Source organism: Streptomyces sp. NPDC002734 (assembly GCF_040295685.1).
Classification (GTDB): domain Bacteria; phylum Actinomycetota; class Actinomycetes; order Streptomycetales; family Streptomycetaceae; genus Streptomyces.
The window spans coordinates 113372-136580 of the sequence record NZ_JBEOVU010000015.1; the positions used below are offsets into that span (position 1 = coordinate 113372).

17 protein-coding genes and 1 tRNA gene are annotated in these 23209 nt (G+C 72.6%); 7 read left to right on the plus strand and 11 right to left on the minus strand.

Annotated features, from left to right (window positions below; all coding sequences use genetic code 11):
- Positions 1–3 precede the first annotated feature (3 nt).
- The gene (locus ABT026_RS15860) at positions 4–1530 is read right to left on the minus strand and encodes a 3-hydroxyacyl-CoA dehydrogenase (RefSeq protein WP_351114996.1); all 1527 of its coding nucleotides are present in this window, start codon (positions 1528–1530) and stop codon (positions 4–6) included.
- A 150-nt stretch (positions 1531–1680) separates the two neighbouring features.
- Here ABT026_RS15860 and paaN point away from each other — a divergent pair, with 150 nt between their 5' ends.
- On the plus strand, positions 1681–3417 hold the full coding sequence (paaN, locus tag ABT026_RS15865; RefSeq protein ID WP_351114998.1) for a phenylacetic acid degradation protein PaaN: 1737 nt from the start codon (positions 1681–1683) through the stop codon (positions 3415–3417).
- Positions 3418–3424: 7 nt separating this feature from the next.
- Here the strand turns inward: paaN and ABT026_RS15870 are convergent, their stop codons facing one another.
- The 7 genes from ABT026_RS15870 to ABT026_RS15900 all read right to left on the minus strand — a co-directional run bounded on the left by ABT026_RS15870 (position 3425) and on the right by ABT026_RS15900 (position 9880).
- Positions 3425–4213: a TrmH family RNA methyltransferase gene (locus ABT026_RS15870; protein ID WP_351114999.1), complete on the minus strand. Its 789-nt coding sequence runs from the start codon at positions 4211–4213 to the stop codon at positions 3425–3427.
- Between the two features lie 67 nt (positions 4214–4280).
- Entirely contained in the window at positions 4281–5759 is a 1479-nt protein-coding gene (locus ABT026_RS15875) for an HTTM domain-containing protein (RefSeq protein ID WP_351115000.1), read from the minus strand.
- Positions 5756–6460 carry a DUF5819 family protein gene (locus ABT026_RS15880; RefSeq protein WP_502967989.1) on the minus strand — a complete coding sequence of 235 codons (705 nt, stop codon included), beginning with the start codon at positions 6458–6460 and terminating at the stop codon, positions 5756–5758. The genes ABT026_RS15875 and ABT026_RS15880 overlap by 4 nt, the downstream gene beginning before the upstream one ends.
- A gap of 275 nt (positions 6461–6735) precedes the next feature.
- Positions 6736–7065 (minus strand): rhodanese-like domain-containing protein, encoded by a 330-nt coding sequence (locus tag ABT026_RS15885; protein ID WP_351115049.1) that lies wholly within the window; start codon positions 7063–7065, stop codon positions 6736–6738.
- Between the two features lie 170 nt (positions 7066–7235).
- On the minus strand, positions 7236–8072 hold the full coding sequence (locus ABT026_RS15890) for a hypothetical protein (RefSeq protein ID WP_351115001.1): 837 nt from the start codon (positions 8070–8072) through the stop codon (positions 7236–7238).
- 57 nt (positions 8073–8129) lie between these two features.
- Positions 8130–9569 (minus strand): DUF2252 domain-containing protein, encoded by a 1440-nt coding sequence (locus ABT026_RS15895; protein WP_502967994.1) that lies wholly within the window; start codon positions 9567–9569, stop codon positions 8130–8132.
- A gap of 227 nt (positions 9570–9796) precedes the next feature.
- A tRNA-Leu gene (locus tag ABT026_RS15900) sits at positions 9797–9880 on the minus strand.
- Positions 9881–10545: 665 nt separating this feature from the next.
- Between ABT026_RS15900 and ABT026_RS15905 the strand changes: the two genes are divergently transcribed.
- The 6 genes from ABT026_RS15905 (at position 10546) to pknB (ending at position 18660) form a co-directional block, all read left to right on the plus strand.
- A complete protein-coding gene (locus tag ABT026_RS15905; protein ID WP_351115003.1) occupies positions 10546–11439 on the plus strand; it encodes an FHA domain-containing protein in 894 nt (297 codons plus the stop codon).
- Between the two features lie 10 nt (positions 11440–11449).
- Positions 11450–11971, plus strand: a complete 522-nt coding sequence (locus tag ABT026_RS15910; protein WP_351115004.1) for an FHA domain-containing protein FhaB/FipA — start codon at positions 11450–11452, stop codon at positions 11969–11971.
- Between the two features lie 156 nt (positions 11972–12127).
- On the plus strand, positions 12128–13615 hold the full coding sequence (locus ABT026_RS15915) for a Stp1/IreP family PP2C-type Ser/Thr phosphatase (protein WP_351115005.1): 1488 nt from the start codon (positions 12128–12130) through the stop codon (positions 13613–13615).
- A 27-nt stretch (positions 13616–13642) separates the two neighbouring features.
- On the plus strand, positions 13643–15067 hold the full coding sequence (locus tag ABT026_RS15920; protein ID WP_351115007.1) for an FtsW/RodA/SpoVE family cell cycle protein: 1425 nt from the start codon (positions 13643–13645) through the stop codon (positions 15065–15067).
- Positions 15064–16515 carry a penicillin-binding transpeptidase domain-containing protein gene (locus tag ABT026_RS15925; protein WP_351115008.1) on the plus strand — a complete coding sequence of 484 codons (1452 nt, stop codon included), beginning with the start codon at positions 15064–15066 and terminating at the stop codon, positions 16513–16515. The genes ABT026_RS15920 and ABT026_RS15925 overlap by 4 nt, the downstream gene beginning before the upstream one ends.
- A 198-nt stretch (positions 16516–16713) precedes the next feature.
- Positions 16714–18660: a Stk1 family PASTA domain-containing Ser/Thr kinase gene (pknB, locus tag ABT026_RS15930; RefSeq protein ID WP_351115009.1), complete on the plus strand. Its 1947-nt coding sequence runs from the start codon at positions 16714–16716 to the stop codon at positions 18658–18660.
- Positions 18661–18731: 71 nt separating this feature from the next.
- On the opposite strand, the gene ABT026_RS15935 is transcribed toward pknB, so the two are convergent.
- The 3 genes from ABT026_RS15935 to ABT026_RS15945 all read right to left on the minus strand — a co-directional run bounded on the left by ABT026_RS15935 (position 18732) and on the right by ABT026_RS15945 (position 23079).
- On the minus strand, positions 18732–19943 hold the full coding sequence (locus tag ABT026_RS15935) for an MATE family efflux transporter (RefSeq protein WP_351115052.1): 1212 nt from the start codon (positions 19941–19943) through the stop codon (positions 18732–18734).
- A gap of 119 nt (positions 19944–20062) precedes the next feature.
- Complete coding sequence (locus ABT026_RS15940) at positions 20063–21787, minus strand: lipopolysaccharide biosynthesis protein (protein WP_351115010.1); 1725 nt, start codon at positions 21785–21787, stop codon at positions 20063–20065.
- A complete protein-coding gene (locus tag ABT026_RS15945) occupies positions 21784–23079 on the minus strand; it encodes a glycosyltransferase family 4 protein (RefSeq protein ID WP_351115011.1) in 1296 nt (431 codons plus the stop codon). Before ABT026_RS15945 ends, ABT026_RS15940 begins: the two co-directional genes overlap by 4 nt.
- Between the last annotated feature and the right edge of the window lie 130 nt (positions 23080–23209).

The following is a 23209-nucleotide window of genomic DNA, read 5'->3' on the forward strand; positions in this document are numbered from 1 at the left end:
CCGTCACTTGGCCGCGGCGAAGGCGTGCCGCAGCAACGCCAGGGACGGGGCGCAGCGGCCGGACGGTTCCCGCTCGTGCACCGCGTCGAGGACGCCGTAGGCCCAGTCGTCGCCGAGCCGGCGGCTCCACTCGAAGGGGCCCAGGGGGTAGTTGACGCCCAGCCGCATGGCGGTGTCGACGTCCTCCTCACCGGCCACCCCGCGTGCCACCGCGTCGAAGGCGAGGTCGATGATCCGGGCGACCGTGCGCGCGACGATCATGCCGGGGACGTCACCGACGACGCTGACCTTCTTGCCCAGCGCCTGGAACAGACCCACCGCCTCGGCCAGGGTCTCCGGCGAGGTGGCCGGGGAGGCCGCCAGCGCGATCCGGGTGGCCGCCCGGTAGTCCAGGGCCAGGTCGAAGGAGACCAGGTCGGGCCCGTACTCGCCGACCGTCTCGCCGTCCGCGAGGACCAGCGTGCCGCCGCCGGGCAGCACCAGACGGCCCTTCTCCTCGCCCTCCTCGGCGAAGCCCTCGTCCTCGACCCGCAGGTCGATGCCGGACTCCCGGATCAGCTCGACGAGACCGGACGCCGGACCGAGCGCACCCAGAAGGGTGACGTGGCCGGGCGCCTGCTCCGGGCCGGCTGTCCGCGGCTCAGGCCGCCCGGCGCCCTCTTCACCCCCATGGGGGAACCAGCCGTGGCCGGACTTGCGCCCGAGCCGCCCCGACTCGACCAGACGGCGCTGGGCGAGCGAGGGCCGGAAGCGCACGTCCTGGAAGAAGGACTCCCACACCGAGCGGGTGACGGCCTCGTTGACGTCCTGGCCGATCAGGTCGGTGAGCTCGAAGGCCCCCATCCGGAAGCCGCCGCTCTCGCGCAGCACCGCGTCGATGGTGGCCGGGTCCGCGGCGCCGAGCTCGTACAGCTCGAAGGCCTCCGCGTAGAACGGCCGGGCGATCCGGTTGACGACGAAGCCGGGCTGGTCGGCGCAGGCCACCGGGGTCCTGCCCCAGGCACGCACCGTCTCCAGCGCCCGCCCCGCGGCCCCGGGGTCGGTGGCGAAGCCGGAGACGACCTCGACCAGCGGCATCAGCGGCGCCGGGTTGAAGAAGTGCAGTCCGACGAACCGGCCGGGCAGGCGCAACGCGCCGCCGATGGCCGTGACGGAGAGCGAGGAGGTGTTGGTGGCCAGCAGGCACTCCTCGCCGACCACCTCCTCGAGCTCCCGGAACAGCTGCTGCTTGACGTCGAGGCGCTCCAGGACCGCCTCCACCACCAGACCGCATCCGGCCAGGTCGGAGAGGGCTCCGGCGGGCGTCAGCCGGTCCCGGGCGGCGTCGCGGTCGGTGGGGGTGAGACGGCCCTTCTCGACGAGCCGGTCCAGACGGGCCACGATCGCGGCCGCCGCCTCGCCGGCCCGGCCGGGGGCGGCGTCGTGGAGCCGGACGGGGTGTCCGGCGACCAGTGCGACCTGGGCGATGCCCTGGCCCATGGTGCCGGTACCGACTACTGCCACGGGGCTTTTCAGGTCGAGTGCTGTCATGAGCGCGATCCTCCCGCACGGGGTTGTCCACAGGCGCGGCGGACCCCCTTGTCCCGACCGATCGTTCGGTTACTCTAGCCCTGTCCTTCTGTTCCTGCCCAGCGTGCCGGTTCGACGAGGAGCCGGTCCGAGGAGGAGGTGGGTCCACCCATGGCCACCGCACCGACCGCGCACGTCCCCGCCACGTCCCCGTCCGCCGACGGCGGCCTGACCGCCGCCGAGCTGACCGACCGCCACCAGGCCACGCTCGACCAGGCCCTGGAGGCGATCACCACCCGCGCCTACTGGTCGCCCCACCCCGAGCACCCCAAGGCCTACGGGGAGAACGGCACGCAGTCCGCCGAGGAGGGCCTGGCCGCCTTCCAGGCGCTGCTGAACCGCCCCTTCGAGCTCGACCAGCCGGGCACCGACGAGCTGGTCGGCGGCGAGGTGTCCCCCTACGGCATCGAGCTGGGCGTCACCTACCCCCACCCGGACATCGACGTGCTGCTCCCCGCGATGCGGGCGGGCATGCGCGGCTGGCGCGAGGCCGGCCCCCGGCTGCGGGCCCTGGTCTGCCTGGAGATCCTCCGGCGGATCAACGCCCGCACCCACGAGTTCGCGCACGCGGTCATGCATACCAGCGGCCAGGCCTTCGTCATGGCCCTTCAGGCCGGCGGACCGCACGCGCAGGACCGCGGCCTGGAGGCGGTCGCCTACGCCTACCAGGAGCAGACCCGGGTCCCGCAGACCGCGGAGTGGAGCAAGCCGCAGGGCAAGCGCGACCCGCTGCTGCTCACCAAGGAGTTCACGGCCGTCCCGCGCGGCGTCGCGCTGATGATCGGCTGCAACACCTTCCCCACCTGGAACGGCTTCCCGGGTCTCTTCGCCTCGCTGGCCACCGGCAACCCGGTCCTGGTCAAGCCGCACCCGCGGGCGGTGCTGCCGCTGGCCCTCACCGTGGCCATCGCGCGCGAGGTGCTCGCCGAGGCCGGCTTCGAGCCGAACCTGGTCGCGCTGGCCGCCGAGCGGCCGGGCGAGGGCCTGGCGAAGACGCTGGCGGTGCGCCCGGAGATCCGCGTCATCGACTACACCGGCTCCACGTCCTTCGGCGACTGGCTGGAGACCACCGCCCGCCAGGCGCAGGTCTACACCGAGAAGGCCGGCGTCAACACGGTGGTGATCGAGTCGGCCGCCGACTACCGCGGCATGCTCTCCAACCTGGCCTTCTCCCTCTCCCTGTACAGCGGCCAGATGTGCACCACCCCGCAGAACCTGCTGATCCCCCGGGACGGCATCGACACCGACCAGGGCCACCGCACCTTCGAGGAGGTGACGGCCGACCTCGCCGCCGCCGTCTCCAAGCTGCTGGGCGACGACGCCCGGGCTGCGGGGCTGCTCGGCGCGATCGTCAATCCTGACGTGAAGGCGCGCCTGGAGGCGGCCGCCGAGCTGGGCGAGGTCGTGCTCCCCTCGCGCGAGGTCGCACACCCGGACTTCCCCGACGCGGTGGTGCGCACGCCCGTCATGGTCCGCCTGGACGCGGCCAAGTCCGAGGAGGACCCGGCCTACCTGGAGGAGTGCTTCGGCCCCGTCTCCTTCGCCGTCGCCGTCGACTCGGCCGCCGACGCCGTGGAGCTGCTGCGGCGCACGATCCGTGAGAAGGGCGCGATGACGGTCGCCGCCTGGACCACGAACGCCGAGGTGGAGCAGGCCGTCGAGGAGGTCTGCCTGGAGGAGTGCGCCCAGCTCTCCCTCAACCTGACCGGCGGGGTCTTCGTGAACCAGACGGCCGCCTTCTCCGACTTCCACGGCTCGGGCGGCAACCCGGCGGCCAACGCGGCGCTGTGCGACGCCGCCTTCGTCGCCAACCGCTTCCGCACGGTGGAGGTCCGCCGGGAGGCGTAGCCGCCGGTCAGTCCTCCGCGGGTGTCCCGGTCGCGGCCGGGGCGCCGGCGGGGGACTGCGAGCTCCAGTGGTAGAGCGTCATCGCCACGCTGGTCGCCAGGTTGTAGCTGGACACCTGCGGACGCATCGGCAGGGACAGCAGCCGGTCGGCCCTGCCGCGCAGCTCGGGCGTGAGCCCGCTGCGCTCGGACCCGAAGGCCAGCACCGCGTCGTCGGGCAGCCGGACCCCGCGGATGTCCTCGCCCTCCGCGTCCAGGGCGAACACCGGCCCGGGCGGCAGGTCCGCCACGTCCAGCCGCTCCACGACGGTGGCGAAGTGCAGCCCGGCCCCGCCGCGCACCACGTTGGGGTGCCAGGGATCGAGCGGCCCCGTGGTGACCACGCCGGTCGCCCCGAAACCGGCGGCCAGCCGGACCACCGCTCCGGCGTTGCCGAGGTTGCGGGGCTGGTCCAGCACCACGACAGGGGCGCGGCGGGGGAGGGAACCCAGGGTCCGCAGCGCCACCCCGCGGTCCGGTCGCTCGGCCAGCGCCGCCACGCCGGTGGGGTGCGGGCGGGGGACCAGCTGCCGGTAGGCCGCCTCGTCGACCTCGGTCAGCAGCCCGTCCAGCGCCTCTCGGACGTCCGGGGCCAGCTCGGCGGCGAGGGCCAGCGCCGCCGCCCGGTCCGTCGCGACGGCCAGCGGCACGGCGGCCCCGAAGCGGAGGGCGTGCTTGAGCGCGTGGAACCCGTCCAGGAGGACGGCGCCCTCGGCGAGGGAGCGCCAGGCACGTGTGATGTCGGGGAAGGCGGTCACGGACCGAAGCCTAGGCGGCCCGGCCCGCTCCCGATCACTTCCGATCACGTCCGCGCGGAGGCGTCCGTCACGGCCGGGGGCCCGCCGCCCCGGGAGGCGTCGGTCCGGAGGCGTCCGTGCCACGGGCGCCGGGCACGGACCGGGCCGCGTCCGTGCCCGGGACACCGTCCTCGGAGGCTGCGGGTCCCGCGCCCTGCGCGCCGGACTCCCCACCAGGCTTCCCAAGCTTCACGGGCTCCCCGCGCTCGCCACCGCGCTCCGCCTTCTCCGCGGCCCATCCCGGGCCTCCTTGAGCGGGCACCCACGCGGCCCCGGCATCGGCCGCTGCCGCACCGTCCGGCGCCGTCGCCACCGCGAGGCCACCCTGGCCACTCCGGCCGCCGTCCCGACCGCCGTCCCGACCGCCGTCCCGGCCGCCCGGCCGGAACCGTCCGGTCAGTCGCCCGGCGGCGTCGCCCACCCTGCGCAGGAAGGTGGTCGGCAGGAACACCGAGTCGGCCACGATCATCGCCATCGAGAAGAACGGCAGTCCCAGCACGACCGCGATCGCCAGGTGCTCGGTGATCATCAGGGCCAGCAGGACGTTCTTCACCCTGCGGTTGAAGAGGGTGAACGGGAAGGCCACCTGCACGGCCACCGTGCCGTACGTGATCAGCATGACCATCGTGGCGTTGGACGCCAGCAGGTCCGCCAGCCCCGGCCACGGTGAGAAGTAGTCCAGGTGCAGCGGGTAGTGCAGCGCCGTGCCGTCCTGCCAGCGCGAGCCCTGGATCTTGTACCAGCCCGCCGTGGCGTAGATCAGGCACGCCTCGGCCATGATCACCAGCAGCGCGGCGTTGTGGACGATGTTGCCCACCACGTCGAACAGCGCGCGCACGTCCGAACGCGGGGCGACCTGCCCCACCAGCCACCACACACCGAGCGCGACCCACACCGTCCACAGCAGCACCGGAACGAACAGGTCGGGCGAGGGATCGCTCAGCATGGCCGACAGCAGCCCGATCGCCGAGACGGCCCACAGAACCGGACCCATGACGTCGAGGCGCTCCCGCCCGTCAGCGGCCGCTTCCCGTCGCCGGGCCCGGCGGGCGTCCAGCGACCAGACCTGTCCGCACCGGGTGAACACCAGGTAGACGGCCATCAGGTGGATCACGTTGTCGCCACCGTCGCCCATGAAGACGCTGCGGTTCTGCAGTGAGAGCACGCCCACCATGAAGAGGACGGACATGGTGCGGGTACGCCAGCCCAGCGCCAGCAGCAGGCTCGCCAGGACGGCGAAGAGGTAGACGGCCTCGAACCAGAACTCCGAGTCGGTCCACAGCAGCACCGTGAAGGCGCCGTTGTCCGACACCAGCCGCTCGCCGAGTTCCCAGCTCCACGGGCTGTCGGGCCCGTACAGCTCGTGCCGGTGGGGGAACTCGCGGAGCAGGAACAGCAGCCAGGTGGCGGCGAAGCCTATGCGTATCACCGCGCTCTGGTACGGACCCAGAGCGGAGTCGGTGACCCTGGAGACCAGCTTCCCGAGAGTGAGCGCCGAGCGGTTCACCGGGCGCCTCCCCGGGGCTTGTCGGACGCGGCGAACCCGTCGGAACGCCCGGACCCGCCGGCGGCGGAGTCGCCGGCGTCCGACTCGTCGACGTCCGACTCGTCGGGGACGAGCCACCAGGGAAGGACCCGGTAGCTCGGTTCGGCCGACACCTTCTCACCGCTCCAGGCCGGCGGCCGCACATGAAGGGTCCGGGAACGTATCTGTATCCGCTCGACCTCCGCCCCGTGGGCGCGGCCCAGCCGCATCACCACGATGCGCCGCAGGTACTCCTCGGAGATCCGGCCGCGCGACCCCACCGGGCGGTTCTCCTCGTCGTGCGAGGAGGTGAAGAAGTCCCAGGCGCGGCGGAGTTCGTTCTGCTGGGTGTGGCTGGGGGCCGGGTTGCCGTCGATGGCGCGGCCGTCCTGGGCGGAGAGGTCGGTCCAGCCCACCGAGCGGGTGCGACCGTCCTCGGTGCGTATCTCCGCCCGGACCTGCACCGCGATGTTCTGCTGCAGCGGGTTCGGGGCGAAGAGCTTCCAGTTCTGCTCGAACTCGGGGTAGACCCACTTGTCGATCGTCTCGGCGTGCTGCTTGCTGAGCGTGTTCGACGGCGCGAGATGCAGGAAGACCATGCCCAGGTGGACGCAGGCGAGAGCGGCCACCGCCGCCAGCGCGACGGCCGCGACGATCCGGCATGGAAGGCCAAGCGCGGCCACTCCGGTCGGGGTATCCGTCTCCTCGGGTGGAGACCCGCCCACGTGTGCTTCCATTCGCGCCCCGTCTCGCCCGTCCCGGTTGTTCGCACGAACCGTACTGAGTCCCGGCGACCCCGGCACACCCTTGTGGACAACAGGGCTGCACGGGCTCCGAGGTTTTCCACAGCGGTGGACACCCTACGACCCGCCGCGCGGGGCGGGCGGGGCCGGTCCGCCTCCCGGGGTCGAGGCCCGGGAGGCGGCGCGAAAAGGGGACGGGGCGCCGAGGACCCGCCTCAGACGACCTGCCCCGGCTTGCCTTCGTCGTCCACCACCGGCCGTCCCGCGGCGGCCCAGGCGCCCATGCCGCCGTCCACGTTCGCGGCGTCCAGGCCCTGCTGCACGAGGTACATGGTCACCTGCGCGGACCGCCCGCCGGAGCGGCAGATCACGTTCACCCGGCCGTCCTGCGGCGCGGCCTCGGTGAGCTCGCCGTAACGGGCCACGAACTCGCTCATCGGGATGTGCAGCGCCCCGGCGGCGTGACCCGCCTGCCACTCGTCGTCCTCCCGGACGTCCAGCAGGAAGTCACCGTCCGCGAGGTCCGTGACCTGCACCGTGGGCACACCAGCTCCAAAGTTCATGCGCCCGACGCTACCCGACCGCACCCCGCCGCCCGGCTGACCCGGCGCTCGCGGACTCGGCGCCAAGCTCACCCGGCGCTCGCTGACCCGGCGCCCGGCTCACCCGGTGCCCGGCCAGCTCTGGCGCCCGGCCGGCCGGCCCCGGTGCCCCGCTAGCCCTGGTGCAGCGCCGCCAGCTCGGCCTCGCGCTCGGCGATCTCGCCGGCCAGCTTGCCGGCGATGTCGTCCAGCAGCCCGTCCGGGTCGTCCGGGGCCAGCCGCAGCATGGAGGCGATGGCGCTCTCCTCCAGTTTGCCCGCCAGCTCGGTCAGCAGCTCCTTGCGGGCCGCGAGCCACTCGAGACGGTCGTACAGCTCGTCGGCGGGGGTGGGGCGCCGCTCGGGCACCGGCCCGGCCGCCCACTCCTCCTGGAGCGCGAGCAGCTTCTTCTCGTCGCCCAGGGCGTAGGCCGCGTTCACCCGGGAGATGAACTCGTCACGCCGCTTGCGCTCACCCTCGTCCTGCGCGAGGTCCGGGTGGGCCGCGCGGACCAGCTCGCGGTAGAGGCGGCGGGCCTCCTCGCCCGGCCGGACGCGCGGCGGCGGCTGCACGCTGCGTTCGGTGAGCATCGCCACGGACTCCGGGAACAGCCCCTGGCCGTCCATCCAGCCGTGCAGCAGCTCCTCGACACCGGGGATGGGCGTCAGACGGGCCCGTGCCTCCTGGGCCCGGAGCAGGTCCTCCGGGTCGCCGGTGCGGGCGGCGCGCGCCTCGGCGATGAGGGCCTCCAGCTCCTCCAGCCGCGCGTACAGCGGGCCGAGCCGCTGCTCGTGCAGCCGGGAGAAGTTCTCGATCTCGACGCGGAAGGTCTCCACGGCGATCTCGAACTCGATCAGCGCCTTCTCGGCGGCCATGACGGCGCGCTCCAGACGCTCCTCGGGGCGGGGAGGGGCTCCGGCGGAGCCCTCCGAGGGCTCGGGCGGGGTCCGATCAGCATCCGGGGTGGTCATCCGCCCAGCGTAGGCCACCGGCCAAGTCCCGTACCTCCCACGGCGATCAAGGACCGGTCACACTCCCGTCTCGGCCTCGATCCGCCCCGACCGCACGGCGGCCACCAGATCGGCGTGGTCGGCCTCGGTGCGGTCGGCGTAGGCCACCGCGAAGGACGCCACCGCCTCGTCCAGCTCCTCGTTCTTGCCGCAGTAACCGGTCAGCAGCCGCGGGTCGGCGCTGTGACTGTGCGCACGGGCCAGCAGCGCGCCGGTCATCCGGGCGTAGTCGTCGATCTGGCCGGACGGCAGCGCCGCGGGGTCCACGCTTCCCTTGCGGTTGCGGAACTGACGCACCTGGTAGTCCCGCCCCTCGACCGTCGTCCAGCCGAGCAGGAAGTCGCTCACCACCTGCATGTGGCGCTGCCCCAGCACCACCCTGCGTCCCTCGTGCTCCACCGGCGGTGTGGCGATTCCCACGGTCGCCAGGTGCGGCAGCAGTGCCGACGGCCTGGCCTCCTTCACCTGGAGGACGAGCGGCTCGCCCCGGTGGTCCAGCAGCAGCACCACGTAGGAGCGGGTGCCGACGCTGCCCGTGCCCACCACGCGGAACGCCACGTCGTGCACCGCGTACCGGGCCAGCAGCGGCAGCCGGTCCTCCGGCAGGGTCGTGGTCCAGCTCTCCAGCGACCGGGCGACCGCCGCGGCCTCCGCGTCCGGCACCCGCCGCAGCACCGGGGGCGCCTCCACGAAGCGCCGCCCGCCGTCCGGGCCCTTCTCGGTGGACCTGGCGGCGAAGCGGCCGCTGGTGTTGGAGCGCGCCTTCGCCGACACCTTCTCCAGCGTGCCGAGCAGGTCACGTGCGTCGGCGTGCGACACGAGCCGCTCGTCCGCGATGGCGTTCCACGCCTCGGCGGCGGGCATCTTCGCCAGCACCCGCAGGGTGCGCCGGTAGGAGCCCGCGGCGTCCAGGGCGGCCTTGCGGCACTCGTCCTCGTCCGCGCCCGCCTCCCGCCCCGCGAGGACCAGAGAGGTGGCGAGCCGCTTCAGGTCCCACTCCCAGGGGCCCCGCACCGTCTCGTCGAAGTCGTTGAGGTCGATCACCAGGCCACCGCGGACATCGCCGTACAGGCCGAAGTTGGCGGCATGGGCGTCACCGCAGATCTGCGCCGTGACTCCTGTCACAGGGGTGCGGGCCAGGTCGTACGCCATGAGGCCGGCCGTCCCGCGCAGGAAGGCGAACGGGCTCGCGGCCATCCGCCCCACCCGCAGCGGGGTCAGCCGGGGTATGCGGCCCCGGCCGGACTCCTCGACGGCCGTGAGCGCGTCGGGCCGGCCGGGATCGAGGTCGAGGCGGGCGTGGTCCGCGCGGGGCGTCGACCGGCGCAGTGCCTTGCCGCGCGCCTTGGCTCCGGCTCCGCGGCCGTCACCCGTGCGGGGCGCGAACCCCCGCACCACGGGCAGCCGCGGAAGGCCGCCCTCCGGCTCCCGGCCACCCCGGCGCTGCCCGGGCGGCACAGCCGCACGTGTTTCCGTCTCCACCCCGGTACCGGCCACCGGACCGCCTCCCCCGCGCCGACCGACAAGCGATTGGCGCCGACGTTATCCCCGTCACCGTCCGGACGACAGAGCGGGGCGGCCACTCCCGAGGAAGAGCGGGAGGAGGGAGAGGGAGAGGAGGGGGGAAGAGGGGGACAACGAGAAACGGCCGCCATCGTTTTCACGATGACGACCGTTCGTCGTTGTGCGCGAGGGGGGAGTTGAACCCCCACGCCCTTGCGGGCACTGGAACCTGAATCCAGCGCGTCTGCCTATTCCGCCACCCGCGCATTGGGTGCGTCTTCCGGTCCGGCCCCTTTCGGCGCCGCGCCCTTCCGACATGCAGAACATTAGCACGCCCCGTGGGGTGGATTCACATCCCTTTCCGTCCATGATCGCCAGTCGCTTCCCGGCCGTCTCCGCACGCCCGCACAGCCCGCCCGCACCGCCCGGGCACCCGGCGGGGACTCTCCCGGACACTCCCTGGCACCGCGCCCGAGGGCCGTGCCGGCCGCGCTCCGGGCCTCCTCCGGCACCCCGGCACTGTGTTCCTGTCCACAACCCCACCCACCAGCCATACAGGCTGGTTTACGTATCAACCTTGTACCGGTCCACGCACTCCTCCCCCGAGAGGAGACCGCTCCGTCCACAGGTGCGGGACACTGGTCGTGGGCCGCCCGTACGATCCTGGGACGGCGCCCGGCGGCGACGACGAACAGCAGGATGCGGGAAGACCCGCCGAGCAAGTTCGAAGGCGTACTTCGCAGGGAACCTTCGCAGTCAGCACACCCGGCCGAAGCGGCCGGAGGTGAGGACAGCCCGGTGGCCACACTTGGGCCGACAGGGGGAACCAGGCGATTCACGGCCGCGTGGATACGATCAGTAAGCAGTACCGCGAGCAGTACCCCGGGCGGTACACCCGGTACGGCAAGGACAGGGACGGAGGAGGTGCCCCATGGGAGTCCTGAAGAAGTTCGAGCAGCGTCTCGAAGGTCTGGTCAACGGCACCTTCGCCAAGGTGTTCAAGGCCGAGGTCCAGCCCGTGGAGATCGCCGGAGCGCTGCAGCGCGAGTGCGACAACAACGCCACGATCTGGAACCGCGACCGCACCGTCGTGCCCAACGACTTCATCGTGGAACTCAGCACACCCGACTACGAGCGGCTGAGCCCGTACTCGGGGCAGCTGGGCGACGAACTGGCCGGAATGGTGCGTGACTACGCCAAGCACCAGCGGTACACGTTCATGGGCCCGATCAAGGTCCACCTGTCCAAGGCCGACGACCTGGACACCGGGCTGTACCGGGTCCGCAGCCGCACCCTCGCCGGGTCCACGGACCAGCAGGGCGCCCCGCCGCACCCGAACGCCGCCGGCGGCGCTCCCGCCCCGGGCGGCTACGGCTACCCGGGCCCGGCCGCGGGCCGGCCCGGAGCGACGGCCCCGCCGCCCCCGATGCCCAACACCCCGCCCGGCATGGGCGCCCCCGGCGCCCCCGGCGGCTACGGATACCCGCCCGCGGCCGGACGCCCGCCGGCGCCCGGCGGTCCGGCGGGCCCGGCGGCCGGCGCCCGCACCCGCTTCTGGATCGAGGTCAACGGCAACCGCCACCAGATCTCCCGGCCGTCGCTGGTACTCGGCCGGTCCACCGAGGCGGACGTGCGCATCGACGACCCGGGCGTCTCGCGCCGCCACTGCGAGATCCACACGGGGAGCCCGGCCTACGTACAGGACCTGGGCTCCACCAACGGCATCGTGGTGGACGGACAGCACACCACCCGCGCTACGCTCCGCGACGGCTCGCGGATCGTCGTGGGCAGCACCACCATCATTTACCGGCAAGCCGAAGGGTGAAGCGGGGGCAATGTCAGAGCTGACCCTCACGGTCATGCGGCTGGGTTTTCTGGCCGTCCTGTGGCTGTTCGTGATCGTGGCCGTGCAGGTCATCCGCAGTGACCTCTTCGGTGTGCGCGTCACCCAGCGCGGGGCGCGCCGGGAGGCCGGAAGGGCCGCCGAGCGGCCCGGCCGCCAGACCGCCGCACCGCAGCCCCAGGGCCGCCAGGCCGCGTCGGGCGGCCGTCGCGGCCGCAACACCCCGACCAAGCTGGTGGTGACCGAGGGCACGCTGACGGGCACCACCGTCGCGCTCCAGGGACAGACCATCACCCTGGGCCGCGCGCACGACAGCACCATCGTGCTGGACGACGACTACGCGTCCAGCCGCCATGCCAGGATCTACCCGGACCGCGACGGCCAGTGGATCGTCGAGGACCTCGGATCCACCAACGGCACGTTCATGAACCGGAACCGGCTGACGGCCCCTGTGCCGATACCGCTGGGAGCGCCGATCCGCATCGGCAAGACCGTCATCGAGCTGCGGAAGTAGTACGAGAATGAGCGAGCGGAGCGAGCACGCGGCACCAGTCCCCACCCAGGACGCCGGCGCGCTCCCGACCGGAGGGTGGGCAGGGTGGCTCGACACGACCGGCTGCGGCTTTCCCCGCAACAGCCGACGGATCAGCAGCCGACGGGCGAGGTGCGCATGAGTCTGTCACTGCGCTTCGCCGCCGGATCGCACAAGGGGATGATCCGGGAGGGCAACGAGGACTCCGGCTACGCCGGTCCGCGCCTGCTCGCCATCGCCGACGGCATGGGCGGCCAGGCCGCCGGTGAGGTCGCCTCCTCCGAGGTGATCTCCACCATCGTCGCCCTCGACGACGACGTCCCCGGCTCCGACATCCTGACCTCACTCGGCACCGCCGTGCAGCGCGCCAACGAGCAGCTGCGCGTCATGGTCGAGGAGGACCCCCGCCTCGAAGGCATGGGCACCACGCTCACCGCCCTGCTGTGGACCGGCCAGCGCCTGGGCCTGGTCCACGTCGGCGACTCCCGCGCCTACCTCCTGCGCGACGGCGTCCTCACCCAGATCACCCAGGACCACACCTGGGTGCAGCGTCTGGTGGACGAGGGCCGGATCACCGAGGAGGAGGCCACCACCCACCCGCAGCGCTCCCTGCTGATGCGCGCGCTGGGCAGCGGCGACCACGTCGAGCCGGACCTGTCGATCCGCGAGGTGCGGGCCGGCGACCGGTACCTGATCTGCTCCGACGGCCTGAGCGGCGTGGTGTCCCACCAGACCCTGGAGGACACCCTCGCCAGCTACCAGGGCCCCGAGGAGACCGTCCAGGAGCTGATCCAGCTCGCCCTGCGCGGCGGCGGCCCGGACAACATCACCGTGATCGTGGCCGACGTCCTCGACCTCGACACCGGCGAGACCCTCGCCGGGGCGCGCCTGTCCGACACCCCCGTGGTCGTCGGCGCGGTCGCCGAGAACCAGGTCACCGACGACAACGGCGCGATGCAGACGCCCGCGGGCCGCGCGGCCGGTCTCGGCCGTCCCGCGCCCGCGCCGGGCGGCGAGGGCCAGTTCGGCCCGCCCGGCAGCGGCGACACCGGCTTCATGGCCGGCGGCGAGAACTTCGGCGAGTGGACCGACGAGGACTTCACCAAGCCCCGCAAGGGACGCCGCTGGCTGAAGAGATCGTTCTACACGGTGCTGGCCCTGGGCGTGATCGGCGGCGGCCTCTACGGCGGCTGGCGCTGGACGCAGACCCAGTTCTACGTCGGCACCAACGACGAGCACGTCGCGCTGTACCGGGGCATCAGCCAGGACCTGGGCTGGGTGTCGCTCTCGAAGGTGGAGAAGGACCACCCCGAGATCGAACTCAAGTACCTGCCCGCCTACCAGCAGAAGAAGGTCGAGGCGAACATCGCCCAGGGCGGCCGCGGCGAGGCGATCGAGAAGATCGAGGAGCTCAAGGTCCAGGCCTCCGCCTGCCGCAAGGACGCCGAGCGACAGGCGGCCGAGAAGCAGAACCCCAAGCCCAAGAAGCCCGCGGACAACGCCGAGGCCACCAACCCGGACGCGGTGGGCCAGAACGCCGCCCCGTCCAAGACGTCCGCTCCCAGCCCCGGCCCCAGCCTCTCCGAGGAGGAGAAGAAGCTGGTCTCGCTGTGCGGCGATCAGTAGGCAAGCCGTGAGGGGCCCTGGAACACGATGAGCAGTAGTACCCATCAGACGTCCACCATCGGCGCCGTCGGCGCGCCCAGCCGCCGCAACACCGAGCTCGCGCTGCTGGTGTTCGCCGTCGCCATCCCGGTCTTCGCCTACATCAACGTGGGCCTGGCCATCGACGGGTCGATCCCGGCGGGGCTGGCCACGTACGGCCTGAGCCTGGGCGCCATGGCGGCGCTCGGCCACCTGGCCGTGCGCAAGCTGGCGCCCTACGCCGACCCGCTGCTGCTGCCGCTGGCCACCCTGCTCAACGGTCTGGGTCTGGTCACCATCTGGCGGCTGGACCAGTCCGAGCGGCTGCAGGCGCGTGATGCCTTCTCCGAGGCCGCGCCCAACCAGCTCCTGTACTCGGGTCTGGGCATCGTCCTGTTCGCACTCGTGCTGTTCGTGCTCAAGGACCACCGGGTGCTGCAGCGCTACACCTACATCTCCATGCTGGCGGCGCTCGTCCTGTTGCTGCTGCCGCTGGTCCCGGGCCTGGGCGTCAACCTTTTCGGCGCCAAGATCTGGATCCGCGTCGCGGGCTTCACCATCCAGCCCGCGGAGTTCGCGAAGATCGTGATCGCGGTCTTCTTCGCCGGCTACCTGATGGTGAAGAGGGACGCGCTGGCGCTGGCCAGCCGCCGCTTCCTGGGCCTCTACCTGCCGCGCGGCCGTGACCTGGGTCCGATCCTGGTCGTGTGGGCGGTCTCCATCCTGATCCTGGTCTTTGAGACCGACCTCGGCACCTCGCTGCTGTTCTTCGGCATGTTCGTGATCATGCTGTACGTCGCCACCGAGCGGACCAGCTGGATCGTCTTCGGTCTGCTGATGTCCGCCGTCGGCGCCGTGACGGTGGCGACCTTCGAGTCGCACGTCCAGCAGCGCGTGCAGGCCTGGCTCGACCCGATGCGCGAGTGGCAGCTCAGCCGCCAGAACATCCCCGGCCACACCGAGCAGTCCGCGGAAGCGCTCTGGGCCTTCGGGTCCGGCGGCACCCTGGGCAGCGGCTGGGGCCAGGGCCACTCCGACCTGATCGGCTTCGCCGCCAACTCCGACTTCATCCTCGCGACCTTCGCGGAGGAGATCGGTCTGACCGGTGTGATGGCGATCCTGCTGCTGTACGTGCTGATCGTGCAGCGCGGCATCCGCACCGCCCTCGCCGCCCGTGACCCGTTCGGCAAGCTGCTGGCGGTGGGCCTGTCCGGCGCCTTCGCGCTCCAGGTCTTCGTGGTGGCCGGCGGTGTGATGGGCCTCATCCCGCTGACCGGTATGACCCTGCCGTTCGTCGCGGCCGGTGGTTCCGCCGTCATCGCCAACTGGGCGCTTATCGGCGTGCTGCTGAGGGTCAGCGACACGGCCCGACGGCCGGCGCCCGCACCGGCACCCAATCCCGACGCCGAGATGACCCAGGTGGTCCGTCCGTGAACAAGCCCCTGCGCCGGATCGCGATCTTCTGCGGCCTGCTGATGCTGGCCCTGCTGCTGCGCGACAACTGGCTCCAGTACGCCCAGGCCGACTCGCTCGCCAAGGACCCGGACAACCGCCGGGTCCGCATCGAGCGCTACTCGATCCCGCGCGGCGACATCATCGTCGACGCCAAGGCCATCACGGGCTCCAAGAAGACCGACGGCGAGTTCCAGTACAAGCGGACCTGGAAGAACGGCCCGATGTGGGCGCCGGTCACCGGCTACTCGTCGCAGGCCTTCGGCTCCAACCAGCTGGAGTCCCTCGAGGACGGCATCCTGACCGGCAACGACGACCGGCTGTTCTTCCGCAACACCCTGGACATGCTCACCGGCAAGGAGCAGCAGGGCGGCAACGTCGTCACCACGCTGAACAGCGCCGTCCAGAAGGCGGGCTGGGAGCAGCTGAAGGGCAAGAAGGGCGCGGCCGTGGCGCTCGACCCCGCGACCGGAAAGATCCTCGGCCTGGTCTCCGCGCCGTCGTACGACCCCGGGTCGTTCGCCGGCACCTCGCAGGACGACTCCGAGGCCTGGACCTCCCTGCAGAAGAAGAACAACGAGAACGACCCGATGCTCAACCGGGCGCTCCGCGAGACGTACCCGCCCGGTTCCACCTTCAAGGTCGTCACCTCCGCGGCCGCGCTGGAGGAGGGACTGGTCGACGACGTCGACGCCTCCACCGACAGCCCCGACCCGTACAAGTTGCCGGACTCCTCGACCCCGCTGACCAACCAGCACGGCGAGTGCAAGAACGTGAGTCTGCGGGAGGCCCTGCGGATCTCCTGCAACACCGTCTTCGGCAAGCTCAGCAACGAGGTCGGCAACAAGAAGATGATCGAGTACACCGACCGGTTCGGGTTCAACGCCGAGCACTTCACTCCGGTCCGGTCCGCCGAGAGCATCTTCCCCGAGGACAACCGGCCGCAGAACGCCATGGCCGGCATCGGCCAGGCCTCCAACCGCGCCACTCCGCTGCAGATGGCCATGGTCGCCGCCGCCGTCGCCAACGACGGCAAGCTCATGAAGCCGTACATGGTGGACCAGCTTCGCTCCGCCAACCTCGACGTGGTCGAGGAGACCGAGCCGGAGGAGCTCTCGCAGGCGGTCTCGCCCGAGACGGCCCAGAAGCTCCAGTCGATGATGGAGACGGTGGTCAAGACCGGTACCGGTACGACCGCGCAGATCCCCGGGGTGACGGTCGGTGGCAAGACCGGTACCGCCGAGCACGGCGAGAACAACGAGAAGACCCCGTACGCGTGGTTCATCTCCTACGCCAAGGACTCCAACGGCAAGTCCGTCGCGGTGGCGGTCGTGGTCGAGGACGGCGCGGCGGCCGGCGGCGAGGTGTCCGGCGGTGGCCTCGCGGCTCCCATCGCGAAAGCCATGATGAAGGCCGCGCTCGGCAAGTGACGAGCACGGGCGAGTGACCACCCCCGCCTCTCCGTCACGGACCGCGACGCCCTCCCGGGCCGTCGATACCGGTCGTGTATCGGGTGACGGGCGTGGCCCGGCGGGGCGCCGTGGGGCGGGTACGGTATGCCCGGACGGCACGCCGCCGAATCCACGCAGGGTGCGGTCGGTACCGACGGAGAGGGCTGGTAGGTAGCTATGGAAGAGCCGCGTCGCCTCGGCGGCCGGTACGAGCTGGGCCACGTGCTCGGCCGTGGTGGCATGGCCGAGGTCTACCTCGCGCAGGACACCCGGCTCGGCCGCACCGTGGCGGTGAAGACGCTGCGGGCGGACCTCGCGCGTGACCCCTCGTTCCAGGCCCGGTTCCGCCGTGAGGCCCAGTCGGCCGCCTCGCTCAACCATCCCGCGATCGTCGCGGTCTACGACACGGGCGAGGACTACATCGACGGGGTCTCGATCCCGTACATCGTCATGGAGTACGTCGACGGCTCGACGCTCCGTGAGCTGCTCCACAGCGGCCGCAAGCTGCTGCCGGAGCGGTCCATGGAGATGACCATCGGCATCCTCCAGGCCCTGGAGTACTCGCACCGGGCCGGCATCGTCCACCGCGACATCAAGCCGGCCAACGTCATGCTGACGCGCAACGGCCAGGTCAAGGTGATGGACTTCGGCATCGCCCGGGCCATGGGCGACTCCGGCATGACCATGACCCAGACGGCCGCCGTGATCGGCACCGCCCAGTACCTCTCCCCGGAGCAGGCCAAGGGCGAGCAGGTCGACGCGCGGTCCGACCTCTACTCCACCGGCTGCCTGCTCTACGAGCTCCTCACCGTGCGTCCCCCGTTCGTGGGTGACTCCCCGGTCGCCGTCGCCTACCAGCACGTGCGCGAGGAGGCCCAGCCGCCGAGCGTCTTCGACCCCGAGATCACGCCCGAGATGGACGCGATCGTGCTGAAGGCGCTCGTCAAGGACCCGAACTACCGCTACCAGTCGGCCGACGAGATGCGCGCCGACATCGAGGCATGCCTCGACGGCCAGCCGGTCGCCGCCACCGCGGCGATGGGCGCGGTCGGCTACGGCACGGGCTACGGCGGCTACAACCAGGGCTACGGCGACGACCAGCCCACCACCGCGATGTCCCCGGCCGGCGCCACCTCGATGCTGCCGCCGACCAACCCGGACGACGGCGGCTACGGCTACGACGGGGACCGCACCGCCCGGCGTCGGCAGAAGAAGAACCAGCAGTCGACGATCCTGCTGATCGCGGCGGCGGTGCTGGTGCTGATCGGCGCCATCCTGATCGGCCGGTGGATCGTCAGCGGCGACGACGGCCCGGAACAGGCCAAGGTACCGACCTTCGTCGGCGAGACGAAGAAAGAGGCCCAGCGGCGGGCCGAGTTCGCGGAGCTCAAGGTGTCGTTCTCCGAGGCGGAATGCGAGAAGCAGCCGAAGGGCAGGGTCTGCGACCAGGACGTCAAGGCCGACACCAAGGTCGACAAGGGCGAGACCATCGCGCTGACCCTCTCCACCGGAGCTCCCAAGAAGGAGGTCCCGGACGTCGTCGGCATGTCCCAGGACGAGGCGGAGGCCGCGCTGGAGAAGGCGGGCTTCGAGGTCACCGTCAAGCCCGAGGTCAACGCCCAGGAGAAGGAAGGCACGGTCCTCGACCAGGACCCGAGCGACGGCGTCAAGCGCGAGAAGGGGACCGAGGTGACCATCTCGGTCGCGAGGCCCCCGCAGCAGGTCAACGTGCCGAACGTCATCGGCAAGACCTGTGACGAGGCCGTGCAGGCCCTCAAGGACGACGGACTGATCGGCCAGTGCGACACCCAGCCTGAAGAGGTCGCGGATCCGAACCAGGACGGCAAGGTCATCCGGGCGCTCCCCGTCGGACCGGGCGAGAAGGCCGACCTGGGCTCCACGATCACCCTGAAGATCGGCAAGCTCAAGGAAGGCCCGAAGCCGCTTCCGAGCGTGCAGGGCCAGCCCCGGAAGGACGCCGAGAAGGCGCTCAAGGAAGCCGGGTACACCAACATCAAGACGGAGGGCAATCCGGACCCGAACGCGAAGGTCCTGCTCCAGAACCCTCCCGCGGGCCAGCCGCTGGCGGATCCCAACCAGCAGATCACCCTGATCGTGGGCTGACCAGCCGTTCGATCAACGTAGAAGGGCCCGCTCCCCCAGGGTGAGCGGGCCCTTCCGCGTGTCCCGGGCGCTCACCCCGCGCGCCGCACCCGCACCACCCGCAGCCAGGACGCCGCCGCCTTGAGGGCCGACCCCGCAGCCAGCCCCCACGCCGCGCCCGCCGCGCCGGCGAGGGCGAAGCCGGTGAAGAGCAGGATCATCGAGAGCAGCGAGAAGACGACCTGCACCGGCAGCGTCTCGCGCGGGCTGAGGACCCGCAGGGTGAGCAGGGCGCTGACGCCGAAGCCCATCAGCAGGTACTGCGTCCCCGTGGCCGGCAGCAGCGCGGCGACCGCGGGCCAGGTGGCGCCGAGGACCTGGCGGCCCCAGTGGTCGGGGAGCAGCAGCCACAGGCCCGCCCACGCCCAGCCGGTGACGGCGAGGGCGATGCCGAGCAGCAGGGTGGCGCGGGCGACCGCGCGTCCGCCGCCGCCGAGGCGGGCCAGCAGCGGGGGACCGAAGGCGTTGGCGGCGCCGAAGAACACGTTGAGCGGCCCGAACAGTGCCGAGGCGCCGCGCAGCGCGCCCACCGCCAGCGGCGTGCCGATCAGGCCCAGCGCGAGCACCGCCAGCTGGCTGGAGCCGTTGCCGACGGCGTACTCGACCACGAACCGCTGCCCGAGGTGGCCGCGGCGCAGGTACGCGCCGAGGCCGTGGCCCGCCGCGCCGTCCGCCCCCGCGGCCGCGCGCAGCGGCCGCGCGAGGAGCGCGGCGGCGACGGCCAGGGACGGCAGTGCGGCGCATCCCCAGGCGAGGACGAGGCGGGCGGAGCCGGCCCCGTCGGGCTGGGCGGCGAGGAGGCCCACCGTTGCCAGCAGCCGCAGCCCGTCGGAGGCCAGCGCGTGGTGGGGCCGCTGGAGCAGCGAGAAGCAGTACCGGGCGCCGTCCTGGAGCAGCACCACGGGGAGCACGGCGCCCAGGGCCGCGAGCGCCCGGCCCGTGCCGCCGCCGACGGCCCAGCCGGTCGCCGCCAGCAGGGCCGCGCAGACCAGGGAGGCGAGGGCGGTGAAGGCGAGCGCCGGGCGGCAGGCGGCCTCGCGGGCCTCGCGCACCAGGACCAGCGCCTGGCCGACGTAGCTCATGAAGAGGCCGAGGGCCACGGTGAAGACCAGGTAGACCATGGAGAACTCGGCGAACCCGGCCGCCGTGGAGACCCGCGCGGCCAGGATCAGCACCAGGATGTTGGTCAGCCCGGAGGCGGCCTGGTCGAGGATCGACGCGACGACGGCCGCCGGACCGCGCAGCCCCTTCCCGCCTCCCCCGTCCCCGCCCCCGCCTCCACCCTTGGACCCGGAGGTCTCGGAGGTCTCGGAGGTCTCGGGGGGCTCAAAGGGCTCGGGGGTCCGGGCGACGGGTGTCCCCGTCACTGGCGGTCCGGCGGGAGGGACACCGTCTGCAGCCCGAGCGTCGGCTGGTCGTCGTGCTCGTGGCGGATGTAGGTGGGCTCCTGACGCCGGCGCGGCGCGGGCTCGGCGGCGGCCCTGGGCTCCTGACGCGCGGCGCCCTTCTTCTGCTTGCGGCCCCGGCCGCGGTTGTCCCGCACCGGCTCGGTGTCCTGCCCGCGGTGCATCACCGCGCCCAGCACGGTACCGCCCGCGCCGACGATCAGGTCCCGCAGCCGGGCCAGCTGCGCGCGGTGGACGCCGCGGGGGTCGCAGACCACCAGCACGCCGTCCACACGGTCCACCAGGGCGAGCGCGTCGGCGTAGGCGAACACCGGAGGGGTCAGGACGATCACCGTGGCGTGCACGTCGTCCGCCTCGGCGACCAGGCGTGAGGTCTCCGGGGAGGTCAGCGAGCGGGCCACGTTGCGCACCCGGGCTCCGGGGACCAGCTCGAAGCCGCCGGACTCGCCCGCGTCGACCAGCAGGCGACGGCGGCCCGGCCACTCCTCGTCGGCCGCGCCCCCGGCGTTCTCGTCGGTCCACGACGGGCGGGACAGCTCGCGGGCGTCCAGCTCATGGGTGAGGAACGGCCGGCGCAGGTCCGCCTCGACGACCAGGACGCGCTTGCCGGTCTCCGAGAAGGTCGCCGCCAGGTTGACCGCGACGGCGGCCGCCGTCCGGCTGGAGCCGCGCGGGGCCGCCACCAGCAGCCGGCGCCGGTCGGCGAACCGCCGGTCGTAGGCGAGCCGGTAGGCGATCGACCGGTACTCCTCGGCCAGCGGCGAGTCGTCGCGGTCGTCCGCCAGCAGCGGGCCGTCGGGGTCGGTGCGGGGGAGCGACCCGAGGACCGGGGCGCGCAGCGCGCGGGCCACGTCGCCCTCGGACCGGGCGGCCGGGTCGAAGACCAGGCGCACCCAGGCGAAGAGCAGGCCCAGCGCGAGACCGCCGGTGCCGCCGAGGATCAGCGACAGGCTCCAGCCGGGGCCGTCGGAGGCGGTCGGCGGCGTCGCCTTGCGGATCACCTTGCCCGGCGTCATGTCGAGCGAGTCCAGCTTGCTGATCCGGTCGTTCAGCTCGGTGATCTTGTTGAGCAGGTTGGCCTTGACGCTGAAGTCCGACTCCGGGCTGTTGCTGGTGAGGGTCTTGGCGAGCTCTTCGTGCTGCTTGGCGATCGGGTTCAGCTGGTTCTTCAGGCCCTTGATCATCGAGTCCCGGGTGGCCTCGGTGTCCTGGTGGCGTTCCGCCAGGTACGCGGCGACCGCCGCGTTGGCGCGGCGCGCCGCCTCCTGGGGGTCGGCGGCGGTGTAGCTGAACCGGAGGACCTGCGACTGCGGCGGGTTGGTGACCTGGAGGCCCGACAGGAAGGCATCCTCCTGGCCGCCTATGCCCAGTTTCTCCGCCGCGCGCTCGGCCGTGCGGCGGCTGCCCGCGTCCTGCCGCTCGGTGTTCATGTCGAGCTTGGAGGCCGACTGGGTGGCGCTGAACGGGTCGTCGGTGGCGACCCGCAGCCGCACGTCGCTGGTGGCCACATAGGTGTCGGCGGTGCTCAGCCCCAGCCAGGCGCCGCCCAGCAGGCCCAGCAGGACGCCGCCCGCGATCAGCCGCGGATAGCGCATCAGCTGCAGGAACTGGTCCCGCAGCAGATCGGGCTCGTCCTCCGGCACCGGCACCAGTCCGGCCGGTGCCCCGTTGGCCTCGGTCATGCTCCCGCCCCTCTCACGTTCTCCTGCTCCCCCGCCGCCGTGCCGGCCCGGTCCGCCAGGACCTCGTCCAGCAGGGCGTCGTAACGGGCCAGCCCGGCCTCCCGGCCCAGGTGCGCCGCCACGTGACGCGGGCCCCGCGCGCCCAGTTCGTCGGCCGCGGCCCGGTCGGCGTCCAGTCTCCGTACTGCCGCCAGCAGCGCGGCCGGGTCCTCCGGCGGCACCAGCACGCCCGCGCCGGACCGCCGCACCTCCTCTGCGGTGCCTCCGCCGTCCGCGACCGAGGCCACCACCGGCCGGCCGGCCGCGAAGTAGGAGGTCAGCTTGGAGGGCACGCTCATGTCCAGCACGGACGCCCGCTGGGTCACCGCCAGCACGTCGGCGGCCGCCAGCACGTCGGGGAACTCGTCGTTGCCCACCGACGGCAGGAACTCCACGTTGGGCACCCCCGCGGCCAGCTCCCGCAGCGCGGCGCGCTGGTTGCCGTCGCCCATCAGCACCCAGCGGACCTCCGGGTCGAGGCGGGCGGCGCCCACCAGGACCTCCAGGCCCTGCTTGAGGCCCATGTTCCCGGAGTGCAGCACCACCGGTGCGGCCCCCCAGCCGAGCCGCGCCCGGGTCTCCTCGCGGTCGCCCGACGGGGCCGCGACGTGCGACCAGTTGGGCACCACGCGGATCCTGCCGCGTTCCACGCCCAGCGCCTCGACGCGCTCGACGAAGGTCTCGTGGATGACGCCGACCAGGGTGGCGCCGCGCAGCACGCGCCCCTCGACCGCGGCCGCGGCGCTCGCCGCCCGGTCGCCGCCGGAGATGCCGCTCTGCTCGGCCGCCGCCCCCATCAGGTCCTGCACCACGGGGACGAAGGGCACCATCCAGCGGGCCGCCAGCCGGGACGCCACCACCCCGCCGGCCAGGCTCGGCAGCTGGGCGAGGACGGCGTCCGGGCGGCCCATCCGGGGCGGGGCGACCAGCTGGTGGCCCAGCACGGTCGCCTCGAACAGGGCGCGCCGCACGGCGGTCTGCCGGGACGGCACCAGGTGACGCCGCCGGTGGACGCTCACCCCGGCCCGCTCCTCGGTCGTCCGCCACACACCCCGATAGTCGGGGTCCACGGACCACGCCGGGTAGTGCGGCATGCCCGCGAGGACATGTGTCTCGTGCCCCCGTGCCGCCCAGTGCTCGGCGATCTGGGTCGCGTACGGACCGATGCCGGTGTGTTCCGGCGCGTAGTTGGTGGAGACGAGCAGCAGGCGGCGCCGGGGTATTCGGTCCTCCCCGGTCTGATGCTCAGTCACGTTGCGCGTCACAGGCCCCCCTTGCGGCGAACGAACTGTTTGTCACCCTAATCGTTCACCTGTCCCACCCGAAGGGTGCACGGTACTGTCAATTCAGACGCAGGGGGGTAGAACGCGTTCTCATAGGGGG

What these genes read in the sequence shown, in the direction of transcription:
- ABT026_RS15910 (WP_351115004.1), top strand. Translation starts at nt 11,450, where the DNA reads ATGTCAGAGCTGACCCTCACGGTCATGCGGCTGGGTTTTCTGGCCGTC.
- paaN (WP_351114998.1), top strand. Translation starts at nt 1,681, where the DNA reads ATGGCCACCGCACCGACCGCGCACGTCCCCGCCACGTCCCCGTCCGCC.
- ABT026_RS15920 (WP_351115007.1), top strand. Translation starts at nt 13,643, where the DNA reads ATGAGCAGTAGTACCCATCAGACGTCCACCATCGGCGCCGTCGGCGCG.
- ABT026_RS15905 (WP_351115003.1), top strand. Translation starts at nt 10,546, where the DNA reads ATGGGAGTCCTGAAGAAGTTCGAGCAGCGTCTCGAAGGTCTGGTCAAC.
- ABT026_RS15890 (WP_351115001.1), bottom strand. Translation starts at nt 8,072, where the DNA reads ATGACCACCCCGGATGCTGATCGGACCCCGCCCGAGCCCTCGGAGGGC.
- pknB (WP_351115009.1), top strand. Translation starts at nt 16,714, where the DNA reads ATGGAAGAGCCGCGTCGCCTCGGCGGCCGGTACGAGCTGGGCCACGTG.
- ABT026_RS15915 (WP_351115005.1), top strand. Translation starts at nt 12,128, where the DNA reads ATGAGTCTGTCACTGCGCTTCGCCGCCGGATCGCACAAGGGGATGATC.
- ABT026_RS15940 (WP_351115010.1), bottom strand. Translation starts at nt 21,787, where the DNA reads ATGACCGAGGCCAACGGGGCACCGGCCGGACTGGTGCCGGTGCCGGAG.
- ABT026_RS15860 (WP_351114996.1), bottom strand. Translation starts at nt 1,530, where the DNA reads ATGACAGCACTCGACCTGAAAAGCCCCGTGGCAGTAGTCGGTACCGGC.